Here is a 14,495-nt window from a genome sequence, read left to right as displayed (position 1 = left end):
CACCCCCAGGGTGGCTAACGCCAACAGCCCCAGCCCACCACGATGGAAGGACACCGGCGACAGCCGACACCCAGTCACTACCCCCGACCACGACTACAACCACAAGAAAGCAACCCATGACGACGAACACCTACACCGGCCCGCCGACCCCCACTACACCCAACGCACCGCCCTGACCGCGCTCCGCGACCAACTGTCCGAGCCCAGCGGATCGCGGTCCCGCCCCGCTTCTCGTCCTGGCCGTCCTGTGGTAGTTCTTCCCCGAGTCCTCACCCCGTGGCTCCCCCTCGCCAGCGCGGTGTGTCTCGCCCTCGGTATCGCCGCAGCAATCGTCGTCGAGCAGATGCTCGACACCACCGAGCAGATCCTGGCCCAGATGCCCACCACCCGGCCCGTCTCGACCAACCCACACCAAAAAGGAGGCCCCCAATGACCGACCCGACGCTGACCTACACCGACCGCGGACACACCCACCAGATACCGCTGATCCCGGACAGCTCCCCCATCACCGTCGGCCGCTCCGCCGATGCCGACCTGTCACTACAGACCGACCCTGACATCTCCCGCCTCCACGCCACACTCGAACGCATCGGCGTCTACTGGACCGTCATCGACGAAAGCCTCTCCCGCAACGGCACCTTCGTCAACGGCACACGAATACGGGGACGCCAGACCCTGCACCCAGGAGACGTCATCCGGATCGGCGAAAGCACCCTCAGCTACCACGGTGAGCCCGCGACGGACTGCGGCATCACCAACATCGGCGGCACCCTCGAGCGCCCCCTCGACCTCACCCCCGCCCAAAACGCCGTCCTCACCGAACTGTGCCGGCCTTTCCACGACGGCACCGACCACCCCATCCCCGCATCGAACCAACACATCGCCGACACCCTGAAGGTGCGCACCGAAACCGTCAAAACACATCTGCAAGCCCTATACACCAAATTCCACCTCGACGACCTCCCCCCACACCACAAACGCGCGCAACTCGCCGCCCTGGCCCTGACCCACAACAACACCCTCACCCCACACACCCCCTGACACCTGTCACCGTCGTCAAGATCGACAACACACCCGCGCGATGCAACGTCCGACACGGGAGGATCACAGCCCCGGCGGGACTTCAGCGTCGATGTCGGTGATCGTCAGCGGTGGATGGTTGTCGCCGCCGACCATCCACGCGGTAATTTGGGGGCACCGAGCCAGACGCGGGATCACTTCCTTCACTTCGTTGACTTCAACGTCCCGAAAGCCGTGCCCCTCCGCCTTCGAGACCGGGCAAACCGACACGACGATCACACGAGCCGCCCGCGGGATTTCCGGCGCGACGCGCCAGGGTGGTGGTCCCACACAGGCAGTCCGAGTGATCCCATGAAGGTGGCAGAAATCAGGTCATCCCTGAAAGGGCGGGGTCCTGTCAACCCCTGTCCGACCTGCTGTTTTGCCCGTTTCCGGCCTCCGTGCGGGCAACGCTGGGTGAGGGCCCCCTTCGGTCAGGACGGAGCGCCCGCAGCGCCAGTGAGGACGAACGGTCTTGACCGTGGCCCGGCCCGGCGCAGACTGGTCACGGCCCCCCGGAAACGGGCAATTCGGTTGTGGGAGTGAACGGTCTCCAATGTGATGCGAATGGGTTGGGACAGGCCGGGTTCCCCCTCGGCTGTCGGTCATCCCTTCGCCCGGCGGTGCGGGCATGGAGCGGTGCGCTGGCAATACGCGGGGTCATTCAGAACGACGACCACGCCGTTGACACGGGGGTCAGACCTGATTGCGGCCGCGCGCGTGTTGCGTCCGGGGTGCTCACGCCGCCGCCTTATGGTGGGCCAGCGCGCGGATCTGTCCGTCACGCAGCCCGTAGTAGACGAGGGTGAGCAGTTTGCGGGCCGCGGCGACCTTGGCGATGTTCCTGCCGCGTCGGGCCTCGATGCGTTTGCGGTCGACCGAGATCTTCGTGCCGGCCGGTTGCCGCTGGATGGCCTCCACCGCCGCCCAGCGCACCAGTTTGGAGCCCTGCTTCGTGATGTGCCCGCGGCGCACGACGGTGTCGGACTCGCGGTGCTTGGGGGTCAGGCCGGCCCACGAACACAGGCGGCTGGGGTCGGTGAACCGGTGCACGTCACCGATCTCCGCGACAAACACGGCACCGAGGGTGGGACCGACCCCGGGCAGCTCCTGAATCGCCCGATAACCAGGATGGCCACGCAACTCGGCGGCGATCTGGTCGAAGAATCGTCCCTCGTGCGCGTCGAGGACGTCGATCAGCTCGAGCAGCGAAATCACCCGTTGCGCGTACGCGACACCGAGCGGGACCTGCGTCAGACGCTCACGTCCCTCGACGCCGAACAGGTCCGACACCGGGATCAACACCCCGGCCTTGGCGAGCACCGAGTGCACCTGGGCCTTGAGGCCCGACCGCAACGCGACGAGCTTGGCTCTGTAGCGCACCAGTTCCCGCAGTTCCCGCGTCGGTGGCGGTGCAATCCACGCCTCGGGCAACCGGTTCATCCGCAACAGATCCGCCAGGTCCCGGGCGTCGCGTACATCGTTCTTCACCCGCCGGTACCGGAACCCCTTGACACCCAATGGATGTGCGAGATGCACGCTCGCGCCGGCGGCCTGCAGCGTGTCGGCCGCCCAGTACCAGCCATAGGTTGCCTCGAGCACCACCTCCGGATGCTCTCCGGCCTTCTCGAGCTGCAGGGCCAGTGAGGCGGGGTCGTTGACGATTCGCGTCACCGCGAGTTGCTCACCGGAATCGGTTTGCCGGACGATCACCGAGCGTTGCCGGTGCAGATCGATCCCGACGAACTGTTTTCCGTCATACTCACTCATAGGGGCCTCCTCCGACACGTGTGGATGTGACACCCCCAGCATTCGCCGGGAACCACGAGGAGCGGGAGGCCCCGCCCCTTTCATCGCATCAGGACGCTCCCGTGCTCAGGGCAGGCGAGGAGAATGCCCAACGCCCGGGTGCGCGGCACCCGAACCGGACCAGCGCCCAGGTCGGGGCCTACCTCCCCGCGTGCGAGCGCAGCCACGATGTGTGCAGCGCGCACGCCGACCACCACGCGCACCGCCGGATGTGCGCGAAAACGCGACCCGCCGCTGCGCCGACAGGTGCCGGAAGGTCCTGAGTTCACAAACAAAGACCGGCCGCAACTCGGGCGCCGAATGCTGTACCGGCGAGCGCCATTCAAGGCGCAGAGAAAGTGGCATGGCGCCGACACCACAGCACCCTGGCCTCCCGTGGCAGTCGCGGAGGAGGACAGCCGCACCGCCGATGCGGAGCACGGTGTCGATCAGATCCACGGCGGGGACACCGCTGAAGCTGCGCTGCCCGGGCGGCAGCGTCACGGGCGCGCTTGCACGACTCCGTGTCACGCGGTGCCCATCTGCATGTGCGGTCGGCCCGGCCGTGGACGGTCGACGATCCGCAGACTCATTCCCGCGCCGCCACGGTGAGACAGGCGATCGCTCGAGCTCAGCGCCGCCATCAGAGGCGACCCGACGCCGGTCGCGGGACCGGCCGGCGTCGGGTCGCAGGCGCTCCGGGCGTTCCCACTCAGAAACCGCCCACCGCTCCGACGTTGTCGGCTCCACCGGCATCCGGCCGGCTCCCGGCCGCCTCGAGCCGATAGAGGGCGTTACTTAACGTGGCGTCGAGGTTGTTGAATCCGACCTCCGCGTACAAACCCACGGCGTCGTCGTATAACGTGGTCGCCGGGTACCAGTCCGGTTGGGGGGCAACCCGTCTGGTCGCGCGGCGATACCTCGCCGCCCACCGGTCCGCGACACCGAAGGTGAAGGCGTAGGGGACGGCGGCGAGGAAGCACTCACCGACCGCGGCGGACCCGATCACGGCCGACCGACCCGACAGCACCCGTTCGAAACCGGCAACTCGCGCCCATATTTGCCGTCCCCTCGGCGTGTGCCGAAGACTCGTTCCGGCCGCGAACACACCGAGAGAGCCGATGACGAACACGGCGAAGGGAACACCGAGGATCGTGGGACCGAGCACGCCGAGGAACCCGAGCACGGCGAGTACCGTGCACAGGCACGCCATCGTCCGTCCGATCCACGTTCTGACGGAGATCGCGAGCAGACCGTCCTGCGCCGCCCACGACCGGCAGGCATCGGACATCGCGTGCATGCCCTCTTTCAGAGCGTAACCGGATTTCACCGAGCCGTCGGCGACGAATACCGCTCCCGGCGTCCGGATTCCGAGGGCACCGGCCAGCGTCCGGGATATGGGGTCGATCTGCTTCCACCGCTCCGGGTTGCCGATTCCCTCGATCTGCCAGAGGTCGTCCTCGACAAAGGTCAGCCGGACCACCGACCGCTCGGCCAGGTGGAGCAGTGTCGCCGTCGACGCGCTGTCGCCGATCCGCTTCCTCACCACGTATTCGGTCTGCGCAGGCCCGAGACCGGGGACAGGCCCATACTGCACCGGAACCTCGGGGAGTTCCTCGCGGGCACTTCGCGACCACAGAAGCCCCGCACCCAACGCGACGACCGACAGCCCCACGGCGACCGCAGCAAGCACCGACGACTCGCCGACGACCGCGGCGAGCCCACGCACCTTCGATGCCGGTCCCCACGCCAGGGGCCACAGCAGTCCTATGCATGCCGAGACGCCGAGGAAAACGGCAACAGCAGCGCGCATTTTCGACGCATCCGCCGCAGCCTGGGCCGCGGCGCGTTCCTCTCCGCCAGAATTGGACTCGCGGTCATCGCCGTTGTCGTACATTTCGCCTACCTCGTTGCCGGGAAGATTTGCCGATACCGCAATCCTCGACACATCCACACCAGGCAACCAGACCACTCAGGAGTACCAACCCCACCTCGAGGTGCCTGGCTCCTCACCCGCTCGGGGGACGACGTTGCCGTGCACGGTGTGTCCCTCGAGGCGGCCGCAGCCCTATCCACCCGCTGCCGCCGATGCTCACTACTCCGTTGGGGTGCCGGTGCGTTCCACGCTTGCGGAGACAAGCTGGCAGACCAGTACTCGCCGCGCCCTCACGAAGGTCCCTCGCGCCCGTGGCCGCGCACTCCGTGGAACGAGATCACCCATCGCACGGTTGAGGTCCGCAACGCCGGGTATCCACCGGTCATGACCACCGAGTACCTGTCGCGCCACTGTTCCCCGCGGGCGGAGGATTACCCCACCGTTCGGATAGTCGCGGCCCGCGAAGCCCAGCTGATGCGGACGCTGGGGCGGGCGGTGAACATCCTCTCGACCGCCGACGTGCCGTTCGCGGTCGGCGGGGACTGCGCCGTGTACGCCCGCGGCGGACCGCCGGCCGAGCACCAGGTGACCATCATCGCCCCGGACAAACAGCTGACCGGTGCAAGGACCGCGTTGGCTGCGGGTGGGATGCGGTCCATCGCGTCCTCCCGGCTCGGATCACGGCAGCTCGTCGGCGGTGATCTCCGGGTCACCCTGCTGTATCCGGCCTGTACCACCGGGACCGGGGAGGGACTCCTCGAGCGGGCCGAGACGATGCGGATCGGGCAGATCTGGGCACCGGTCCTCAGCGGAACCGATCTGATGATCGACAAACTCCGTCATCTCGGTTCTCATCGGTGTGATTTCGTACCGATGCTGCCGGTCGCCCGCGCATTGCGCGATCAGGTCGACTGGACCACCGTGGCGGGGGCCACCGCCGACCTCCCCTGTGCCCGGGCATTTTTGGGGCTGCTCGACGACTTGGCGGTCACACCGTCCGTGGAGGGGCGGACCTGACCCACAGGGGCCGCTGGGGCCCTGCGCTTCATCGAACCGTTCGCCCCGTGCACAGTTCACGTGCCGGCGATGGTTACCGCCCATGGTCCGGTCCGGTTGAGCGGACGCACGCCAGGTATCACTGCAGGTGTGCGGCCGTTGTTCCCGGCAGGGGAGGCCGGTGATGACGATGCGCTCGTCATCACCGGCGACCCACACCGTTGAACTACATTGTCCGGGAATAATTTTGATGCAAGTCCGACCCCAGGACCTAACCGGGGGTTCGATGGTTCCTGCTCAGCGTTGCGCGGCAGCCAGCGTGGTGTTCAAAGTTTTGCTCGGCCGCATCACGGCGACGGCCTTCTCGCCGTCCGGCTTGTAGTAGCCGCCGATGTCAACCTGCGCGCCCTGCACCTCGATAAGCTCCCGCACGATGGTGTCCTCGTTCTTGGTCAACGCCTCGGCAAGCGAAGCGAAGCGTTCCGCCAGTTCCTCGTCCTCGGTCTGCGCGGCGAGTTCCTGCGCCCAATACATCGCGAGGTAGAACTGGCTGCCCCGGTTGTCGAGCTCGCCGGTCTTGCGCGACGGGCTCTTGTTCTCGTCCAGCAGCGTGCCGGTCGCCGCATCGAGCGTCTTGGCCAGGATCTTGGCGCGCTCGTTGTCGGTCTTGATGCCGAGGTCCTCCAGACTGACAGCCAACGCGAGGAACTCCCCGAGCGAATCCCAGCGCAGGTGGTTCTCCTCCACCAACTGCTTGACGTGCTTGGGCGCCGACCCGCCGGCGCCCGTTTCGTACATGCCGCCGCCGGCCATCAGCGGCACGATCGACAGCATCTTGGCGCTCGTGCCGAGTTCCAGGATCGGGAACAGGTCGGTGAGGTAGTCGCGCAGGATGTTGCCGGTCGCCGCGATGGTGTCCATCCCCCGGATCAGCCGCTCCAGCGTGTACCGCATCGAGCGCACCTGCGACATGATATGGATGTCGAGGCCCTCGGTGTCATGATCCTGCAGGTACAGGTCGACCTTCTTGATCAGCTCGTTTTCGTGCGGGCGGTACGGGTCGAGCCAAAACAGGACCGGCATCCCGGAGTTGCGCGCCCGGGTGACCGCGAGCTTGACCCAGTCGCGGATCGGCGCGTCCTTGACGGTGCACATGCGCCAGATGTCGCCCGCCTCGACGTGCTGGGTGAGAAGCACCTCACCGGTTTCGTCATCCACGAAGTTGGCGTCGCCCTCCTCCGGAATCTCGAAGGTCTTGTCGTGCGAGCCGTACTCCTCGGCCTTCTGTGCCATGAGCCCGACGTTGGGGACGGTGCCCATGGTCGTCGGGTCGAACGCGCCGTTGGTCTTACAGAAGTTGATGATCTCCTGGTAGATGCGCGCGAAAGTGGACTCCGGCATCACCGCCTTCGCGTCCTTGGGCCGCCCGTCGGCGCCGTACATTTTACCGCCCAAGCGGATCATCGCGGGCATCGAGGCGTCCACGATAACGTCACTTGGCGAATGGAAGTTCGAGATGCCGCGGGCGGAGTCGACCATGGCCAACTCGGGACGGTGCTCATGGCAGTCGTGCAGGTCCTGAATGATCTCCTCTCGCTGCGTGCTGGGCAGCGTCTCGATCTTGTCGTAGAGGTCAGCGAGGCCGTTATTGACGTTGACGCCCAGTTCGTCGAACAGCTTCTGATGTTTGGCGAACGCGTCCTTGTAGAAGGTCTTCACCGCGTGGCCGAAGACAATGGGGTGTGAGACCTTCATCATCGTCGCCTTGACGTGGAGGGAGAACATCACGCCCGTCTTGCGCGCATCCTCCATCTGCTCCTCGTAGAAATCGAGCAAGGCCTTCTTGCTCATGAACATGCTGTCCATGATGTCGCCCTCGCCCAGGTCCAACCCGGGCTTGAGAACGATCGTCTCGCCGCCTTTGGTCACCAACTCCATCCGGACCTTGCGCTGCCGGTCCAGCGTCATCGACTTCTCGCCGTGGTAGAAGTCGCCGTGCCGCATGTGCGCGACGTGGCTGCGCGAGGCCATCGACCACTCACCCATGCTGTGCGGGTGCTTGCGGACGTACTCCTTCACCGCCCTGGGTGCGCGGCGGTCGGAGTTGCCCTCACGCAGGACCGGGTTGACCGCACTGCCGAGGACCTTGCCGTACCGCTGCCGGATGTCCCGTTCCTCGTCGGTCTTGGGGTCGTCCGGAAAGTCCGGGACCTGGTAGCCCTTGCCCTGCAGTTCCCTGATGGCGGCCAGGAGTTGCGGCACAGACGCACTGATGTTGGGCAGTTTGATGATGTTGGTCTCGGGCAGTTGCGTCAGACGACCCAGCTCGGCAAGGTTGTCCGGGACGCGCTGCTCTTCGGTGAGCCGGTCGGGGAACTCGGCCAGGATCCGCGTCGGTACCGAGATGTCGCTCGACTCGATTTCGATGCCCGCGGCACCGGCAAAGGTGCGCACGATCGGCAGGAAGGCGTAGGTCGCGAGCAACGGCGCCTCGTCGGTCAGCGTGTAGATGATGGTCGGCTGTTTATCGGCGCTCATGGTTGTTCTCCCGCGTCAGTTCGGTCCGCTTTCGAAGGGCTCCGCGTGCGGCTATCCGTATCGCGGCGAGTACCAGGTTACGTGCGACATCACCAGGACCATATTCAAGCGCGGTACTCCGATCTCCGCTTCACTGCGACTCGTTGTTCACCACTCGAACACTCCGGTGGTCAGCCCACATCGATCGCGTTCACCGAGGCGTTGCGTGGCGCGGGAATCTCCGCACCTGCCCCGTCGCCGTCTACCTGCGGTGGACCAGGCTGCGCGCCTCCTACGACCAGTATCCGTCCACCATCGGCGTCGCCGAAGCATTTCGAGTTGTGGACGCGGTGACCACCAGGCCCAGAACGAACGAGAACATCTACGTCGAGGCGCCCGGAGAGCAGCGCGCGATGACAGTCAGGCAACGAAGGCACTATCCAACCTTCGCCGGTGGTGTTCCCGATCGTCGGGACCGCCCACTACACCGGCCATTGCCGTGTGTTCGGCGGTCACCGCCGACCGGCTCACCGAGACCGCCAAACGCGAGTACCTCCGCGCCCTGGGGTGAATCCGGTAGTCAATGAGAGCTGGAGTTGGGTGTTCGTCCGCGTCCACCCGCTCGCCGCGGCACCGATCGTCGCCAGCCTGATGGCAGTCAGCAGCGCGAATCTGGCGCGGCGCAGGGCGGCGGTCGATCGGACGGTGGCCGCGGCGCTGCTTCCTACCCGGTGTGGTGCACCTTCGCCACCATGTTCTCCACCGAGATCTGGCGGCACAACCGCGGATGACCGGACCCGGCGATCCGGTCAATGACCGAGCGGTCGGATCACCAGTCCGCGATTACCGGAACGACGCGCTCGCCCAAGATCTCGAGGGGCGTGATCGACGCGACTTCCGGCACCCATCCGTGAACGTGGGTGATTTCCAGCTTCGACAAGTCCTCGAGCTGACCCAGAAGGCTGTCCACGTTCTGTCCGCCCGCACCCGGGTCGAGCGGGAACATCACGGTCTTCTCGATGGCGTCGTAGTCGGTTCCGAGAGCGTCGCAGTGGCCCTTCAACACCTCCAGCTTGTGCGCGACCTCGGGTCCACCGAACAGATTGCAGGCCTGCGCGTACTGCGCGACCAGCCGAAGCGTCTTCTTCTCACCCCCACCGCCGATCAGAATTGGCGGGTGTGGGTGGCGTAGCGGCTGCGGCACGTTCATCGTGCTGCCGAGCTGGTAGTGCGTTCCCTCGAACGGTCCGTCGTTCTCGCTCCACATCTGCAGGCAGATCTGCAGTGTTTCCTCCAGTCGTTCGAAGCGTTCGGCCGTGGGCGGGAAGTGGAGCCCGAGTCCCACACTCTCGTCCTCGTTCCAGGCGGCGCCGATTCCCAGGTAGGCACGACCCTTGGACAGGACGTCGAGTGTGGTCACGGCCTTGGCAAGAAGGCCTGGCTCGCGGTAGACGGTAGCGGTGACCCAGGCCAGCAAGTCCACCTTCTTCGTGACGGCAGCGAGGTAGCCGAGAGTGGTGTAGGCCTCGAGCATCTCGGTGTCGATCGGTCCCACCGGTTCGATCTGCCAGAGATGATCCATGACGCTGATCTTGGCGAAACCCACGTCCTCGGCGGTGACGGCAATGCGAGACAAGTCGTGCGCGAGGGTCGACGGTCCGTCCGGAAAGGTGAAGTCGGCGATGTGCAGTCCAAGTTCCATAGCTCCACGTTAGGCGTGTTGCCGAGGACTACCCAGGGATCGTCAGTACCACCTTGGCCTCCGACAGCCTGGTAGATGGTCTCGGTGTCGAGCCGAGTAGGTTTCGATTCCTGTGGCTGCGGACGGTCCGAGGTGTGCGACGTGGTCATTCTTGTAGTCTTGCAGCGAGTTGCGCGGATGAGGGCGATCTGGATCTCCTATCCAGTGGCCGCCCGCGTATCAGATCCCGGCCAGCGCGTCCTGCGTGCCGCGCGACGCCGTTGGTCCGTGGCCGCGCCACGCACCATCCACCTCGTCATCCGCGCGCCGAACATCACCGCACCCAGTCGGTACCGGAACCCGGTCTTCGTCATTCCGAAGTTCACAAGGATCTTCTCCCTCGGTAGCGCCCCCCGGATGGCGGCCACCTGCAGGCGAATTCGATGAAGCCAGACCGCGGGGCGTGCGGATCATCCGTCGTACATCGGACGGCGCAACCCCGTTGGCGAGTGGTTGCGCGGCGGCACTCGTTGCCATCGAGGCTTTTCCCTCCGCGGTGGGTCGCAGATCAATCGCCGTTTATCGCTGTGGTGAGTATTTGGGGTGCAGAGGAAGTGAATCCTGCTGACGTCGAGTTTGCGTGGTCTGTGATTATTTGCGCAATATCGTTGGGTCGCGAAAGGAAGGGTGAGTGGCTGGAGGCGAGGCGTATGGAATGTCCTGCCCGTGCGGACATGGCCTCCTGCGCCGGAACCGGAATCGCATTGTCGTTCTCGCAAATGATGTAAGTGCTTGGGGTCGATTTCCACGCTGCGGCAGTTTGCGATTCTTTGAAGGAGGACAGGCTTTGTGGCGAAAGTTTTGCTGTCGCAGCATCTGCAATGACGTCATTGATATCAGCAAAGAATATCTCTCGCGTGTCTGTTGGCATCGTGACATCGTCTCGTATCTGCAACCATGATGTTGGTTGCCCCCCAAGGGCGCTCCACAGAGATTCGCCGATATCGAGCTGGAACGCTGTCAGATAGATGAGGTGTGCAACATTGGGGGCGCCCGCCGCCCCTTCGCTCAGTGGGAGGCCGCCGTAGGAATGTGCTACCGCGATGACGTTCCCGTCTATCGAATCGAGAGCGGACCGCACAACACGCGCGTCATCGTGAAGTCCTCCTCGTTGTCCCCCTCGAGGGTTGGCGCTGGGGAGGTCGACGGTTTCGACCTCCAATCCGTTTCTGATCAATTCTTCCTTGACGGCCTGCCAACACCATGCGCCATGCCATGCACCGTGCACGAGGAGGACTGTGAGGCGTTCCTGGGAATGAGAGGACATGAAATCTCCTTGTTCATGGTTGGTATGTTCTGTTCCAGCGCACTCCCAATATCGTTCGTATTGAACAGATTTGAGAGGCCAGTTCCCGACTTCGTGCCGACACGGCCTGCAGGCTCGATCGTTCGGCCTCGAGCCGAGGATCCAGTCGACTTGTGCGCGACCGATCCAGGCGAGTTTGCTTGCAGTGCGGGCTGTGCGTACCAGCCCCGGTGCCACCCAAGGCCTGCCTGCTTGTTGTCAAGATTCGTATTGCTGGACGGTGTCTCAGCAGGGGCCCAGATCGCGGCGGTCGGTGCGACAAGCTGCTCGCAACAGTCGGGGACGAGCAGTACAGACCTGGTCGCGAAGTACTCGACGACTTGAGCCTCGGGATCTGCGGTTGACTCGATGGAGAGTCCGAGCGTTGCGGACACCGCGGCAACTCGGAGTGCGAGACGGACTCTCCTACCCCACCGGTGCCGGTCCATGGTTACCAGGCGCGCGACCGACAGCAGTTGCTTGGCCTCGGTCACCTCCCGGCAACGTCAGACAGAGTTGTCAGCTCGTGCGGCAGGTTGCCGGTCCTGGTCTCGATGGCCGTGGACATCGAGACGTCATCTCATCTCAGGCATTTCGATCAGCTCGCGGTGCGGCGCTGGGATCGCACGCGCCGTTCGAGCGCCAGCACGCAGATGCTGGCGCCGATGAGGATCATCGCTATCGCGAAGAAGACTTCGCGGGGCGCTACACCGGCGCCCAGCGCCGCACCGACGATCACGGGTCCGGCAATACCACCGAGCCTCCCCATCCCGAGCGCCCATCCCACACCAGTCGAGCGCATGCTTGTCGGATAGAGCACTGTCGCCAACGCGATCACGCTCATCTGACCACCGGTCACACACGTTCCGGTCAGGAAAGCCGCTCCTAGGAGTAGCCAAGTGCTGCCTCCCCCGATCACCCATCCGAGTAGGGCTACAAATCCGGCACCAACGAGATAAACCACACCGAGCGTGCGAAACGGACTGGTTCTGTCCATGGCAGGGCCGATGAAGATCGCCGCGACAATGCCACCGACAGTGGTGAGAACCGTGGATGCGATGACCACGCGTGACGATTCGCCCAGGGAGCCAACGATTGTCGGCAGCCAGCTCTGGATGGCATAGAACGCTGCCAGGTTCGCGACGAAGGCAAGCCAGAGTAGGAGGGTATTGAGGAACCAGCGGCCCCGTACGAGGTCGAGCACCACCGACACCTTGCCGTTGGCGGGCGCGGCAGGCTGGGCGGAGTCTGATGCGTCCGCCAGGACGATGGCATCGATGGGCAGGCCCGGGTCGAGGCGGCGCAGGATGGCATGCACGCGATTGTGGGCACCGCGCAGGAGTAGGTACCGGGGAGATTCCGGCAAGTAGCGCAGCAAGAACACCAGCAGCACCAAGGGCACCGAGCCTCCGACGACGAACATCGCGCGCCATCCCCATGTCGGAATCACGATCCCGGAAACGACACCGGCTGCGACGAATCCGAATGCATACCAGCAGTATATGAACATCACGAACGAAGAGCGTCGCCGTGCCGGTGCAAATTCGCTGGTCAGAGCAACGAGACTGGGAATGGCCGCGCCCAACCCCGCTCCGGTGAGGAATCGCAGTGCGATCAGTTGAATCGATGATTCTGCGAGCGCACACAGCAGGGTCAAGATCCCGAACATCGCTGTACAAACAAGCACCGTGCGTCGATGCCCGAATCGTTGGGCGAGGGGCGCAAGGCATAGGTAGCCAACCATCAATCCGACGATGGCCGCGGAGAAGATAGGACCGAGGGCGGAAACGGAAAGTCCCCACTCCCGCCCGATGGCCGGGGCCGCAAAGCTGATTGCCTGAGTGTCGAAGCCATCAAGAAACATGACCGCACCGGCAAGAGCGAGGAGCAGGTAACGGAAGCGGCCCACGGGCCGCCCGTCGATGAGTTCACCGACTCGTACACCGGCTACGGGTACGTGCGAACTCGAAAGTTCAGAGGCCATTGCAATTTCACTTTCGGTCAGGTGCGCGTTGAGTTGATGTCGGTCGTGCGACCGTCGTCGCGCCGCGCCTTCTGGAAGAAGCAGAGGGGCATCGACGTCGGTGATGAAACCGTAGATGCGCTTTCCATTACAGTCAACAGCTGTAATGGAACAGCCGTCGAACCCAACCCTTGAGCCCTTCAATTACGTTACGACGATTGACCGTAATCGAATAGAAACGTAAGCTTCGCTCGCCGGGGTCTCGCAATCGTCGGGCACATTCGCCCGCCCTCGAGCGAGGGGCGCACACGCTCGCCGTCGGATTGGTGGGAGCGACGTCGATCATTGGGCACCGCGAGACCGCGGTCTACCTCACAACATCGTCAAGGAGAAACCATTGAGCACGAAAGATGCGCCACCGGCGACACACGTCAGAAATCGTCTCGGGCCGGCACTGATGGTCGACAGAGATGAGGGCCCCTGCGCCCGGGCCGTCGCCGGGAGGCCACAGCGATGAGCTCGTTCGATTTCGCCGTGCTGCTGTTGCGTGCCTGCCTCGGCGTGACGATGGCCGCCCACGGCTATCACAAGATATTTCTCGGGGCCCGACTTACCGGTAATGCCAAATGGTTTGAGGGCCTCGGCATGCGCCCTGGCTTCCTTCATGCTCGGGTGGCCGCCGGGACCGAGATCGTCGCCGGCATCGCTCTCGCGGTTGGAATCTTCACATCCCTCGCCGCGGCAGCATTCGTGGCACTGATGCTGGTGGCAGCGTGGACGGTGCACCGCACGAAGGGATTCTATGTGATGACCTCGGGTTGGGAGTACACCTTCGTCATTGCCGTAGCGGCGGTGTGCGTTGCCATGCTCGGTGCCGGACGGATCAGCATCGACCAGGTGGTGTTCGGCGGCAACCCGGCCGAGGGGTGGGCCGGCCTCGCCGTTGCGGCCGGGCTGGGAATCCTCGGCGGCGTAGGCCAACTACTCCTGTTCTATCGCCCTGCGAAGATCGAGACGGTGGCTTAAAAGTCCGCCCGGCAAATGGCTTGGGCCCCCACGTATCCCGTGGGGGCCCAAGCCGTATCTGTGGAAGGCCATCCGTTGTCCACCCCGCTGACATATTCAGTTTCACGAGGCGTCAGCGCGGTGGAGCGATCGACAGTGCTACCGGAGTAGGGCACTACACGAACCGGCCCGCCCGCCCGCTCCGGACTCGAATCCGGGGCGGGGGGGGGGGGGGCCCCCCCGCGACTCCCGAACAACTACCCGT

At 64.7% G+C, this 14,495-nt stretch carries 12 protein-coding genes; 5 read left to right on the top strand and 7 right to left on the bottom strand.

Annotated features, from left to right (window positions below):
• The first annotated feature begins 10 nt into the window (after positions 1-10).
• Positions 11-433, top strand: a complete 423-nt coding sequence (locus ACFWAY_RS38300) for a hypothetical protein (RefSeq protein ID WP_378514225.1) — start codon at positions 11-13, stop codon at positions 431-433.
• A complete protein-coding gene (locus ACFWAY_RS38295; protein WP_378514224.1) occupies positions 430-1,041 on the top strand; it encodes an FHA domain-containing protein in 612 nt (203 codons plus the stop codon). Before ACFWAY_RS38300 ends, ACFWAY_RS38295 begins: the two co-directional genes overlap by 4 nt.
• A 63-nt stretch (positions 1,042-1,104) precedes the next feature.
• Here the strand turns inward: ACFWAY_RS38295 and ACFWAY_RS38290 are convergent, their stop codons facing one another.
• The 3 genes from ACFWAY_RS38290 to ACFWAY_RS38280 all read right to left on the bottom strand — a co-directional run bounded on the left by ACFWAY_RS38290 (position 1,105) and on the right by ACFWAY_RS38280 (position 4,744).
• Positions 1,105-1,299 carry a hypothetical protein gene (locus ACFWAY_RS38290; protein ID WP_378458370.1) on the bottom strand — a complete coding sequence of 65 codons (195 nt, stop codon included), beginning with the start codon at positions 1,297-1,299 and terminating at the stop codon, positions 1,105-1,107.
• A gap of 498 nt (positions 1,300-1,797) precedes the next feature.
• The gene (locus ACFWAY_RS38285) at positions 1,798-2,829 is read right to left on the bottom strand and encodes an IS110 family transposase (RefSeq protein WP_378514223.1); all 1,032 of its coding nucleotides are present in this window, start codon (positions 2,827-2,829) and stop codon (positions 1,798-1,800) included.
• 730 nt (positions 2,830-3,559) lie between these two features.
• Positions 3,560-4,744, bottom strand: coding sequence for a DUF2207 family protein (locus tag ACFWAY_RS38280; protein WP_378514222.1), 1,185 nt, complete (start codon positions 4,742-4,744; stop codon positions 3,560-3,562).
• Positions 4,745-5,107: 363 nt separating this feature from the next.
• Here ACFWAY_RS38280 and ACFWAY_RS38275 point away from each other — a divergent pair, with 363 nt between their 5' ends.
• Positions 5,108-5,740, top strand: a complete 633-nt coding sequence (locus ACFWAY_RS38275) for a hypothetical protein (protein WP_378457596.1) — start codon at positions 5,108-5,110, stop codon at positions 5,738-5,740.
• 276 nt (positions 5,741-6,016) lie between these two features.
• On the opposite strand, the gene ACFWAY_RS38270 is transcribed toward ACFWAY_RS38275, so the two are convergent.
• Entirely contained in the window at positions 6,017-8,257 is a 2,241-nt protein-coding gene (locus ACFWAY_RS38270; protein ID WP_378457597.1) for an NADP-dependent isocitrate dehydrogenase, read from the bottom strand.
• 417 nt (positions 8,258-8,674) lie between these two features.
• Here ACFWAY_RS38270 and ACFWAY_RS38265 point away from each other — a divergent pair, with 417 nt between their 5' ends.
• The gene (locus ACFWAY_RS38265; RefSeq protein ID WP_378514242.1) at positions 8,675-9,052 is read left to right on the top strand and encodes a tryptophan-rich sensory protein; all 378 of its coding nucleotides are present in this window, start codon (positions 8,675-8,677) and stop codon (positions 9,050-9,052) included.
• Positions 9,053-9,065: 13 nt separating this feature from the next.
• On the opposite strand, the gene ACFWAY_RS38260 is transcribed toward ACFWAY_RS38265, so the two are convergent.
• From ACFWAY_RS38260 to ACFWAY_RS38250, 3 genes are all read right to left on the bottom strand, one after another.
• The gene (locus ACFWAY_RS38260) at positions 9,066-9,938 is read right to left on the bottom strand and encodes an LLM class F420-dependent oxidoreductase (RefSeq protein WP_378514221.1); all 873 of its coding nucleotides are present in this window, start codon (positions 9,936-9,938) and stop codon (positions 9,066-9,068) included.
• A 547-nt stretch (positions 9,939-10,485) separates the two neighbouring features.
• Positions 10,486-11,244, bottom strand: coding sequence for an alpha/beta hydrolase (locus tag ACFWAY_RS38255; RefSeq protein ID WP_378457600.1), 759 nt, complete (start codon positions 11,242-11,244; stop codon positions 10,486-10,488).
• A 616-nt stretch (positions 11,245-11,860) separates the two neighbouring features.
• On the bottom strand, positions 11,861-13,429 hold the full coding sequence (locus tag ACFWAY_RS38250; RefSeq protein WP_378457601.1) for an MFS transporter: 1,569 nt from the start codon (positions 13,427-13,429) through the stop codon (positions 11,861-11,863).
• 309 nt (positions 13,430-13,738) lie between these two features.
• Between ACFWAY_RS38250 and ACFWAY_RS38245 the strand changes: the two genes are divergently transcribed.
• The gene (locus tag ACFWAY_RS38245) at positions 13,739-14,251 is read left to right on the top strand and encodes a DoxX family protein (protein WP_378457602.1); all 513 of its coding nucleotides are present in this window, start codon (positions 13,739-13,741) and stop codon (positions 14,249-14,251) included.
• Positions 14,252-14,495: the final 244 nt, after the last annotated feature.

The organism is Rhodococcus sp. NPDC059968 (genome assembly GCF_042738615.1).
Lineage (GTDB): Bacteria > Actinomycetota > Actinomycetes > Mycobacteriales > Mycobacteriaceae > Rhodococcus_F.
Note: the sequence above shows the minus strand (reverse complement) of the source record. Positions and strands in the feature narration are given on the sequence as shown.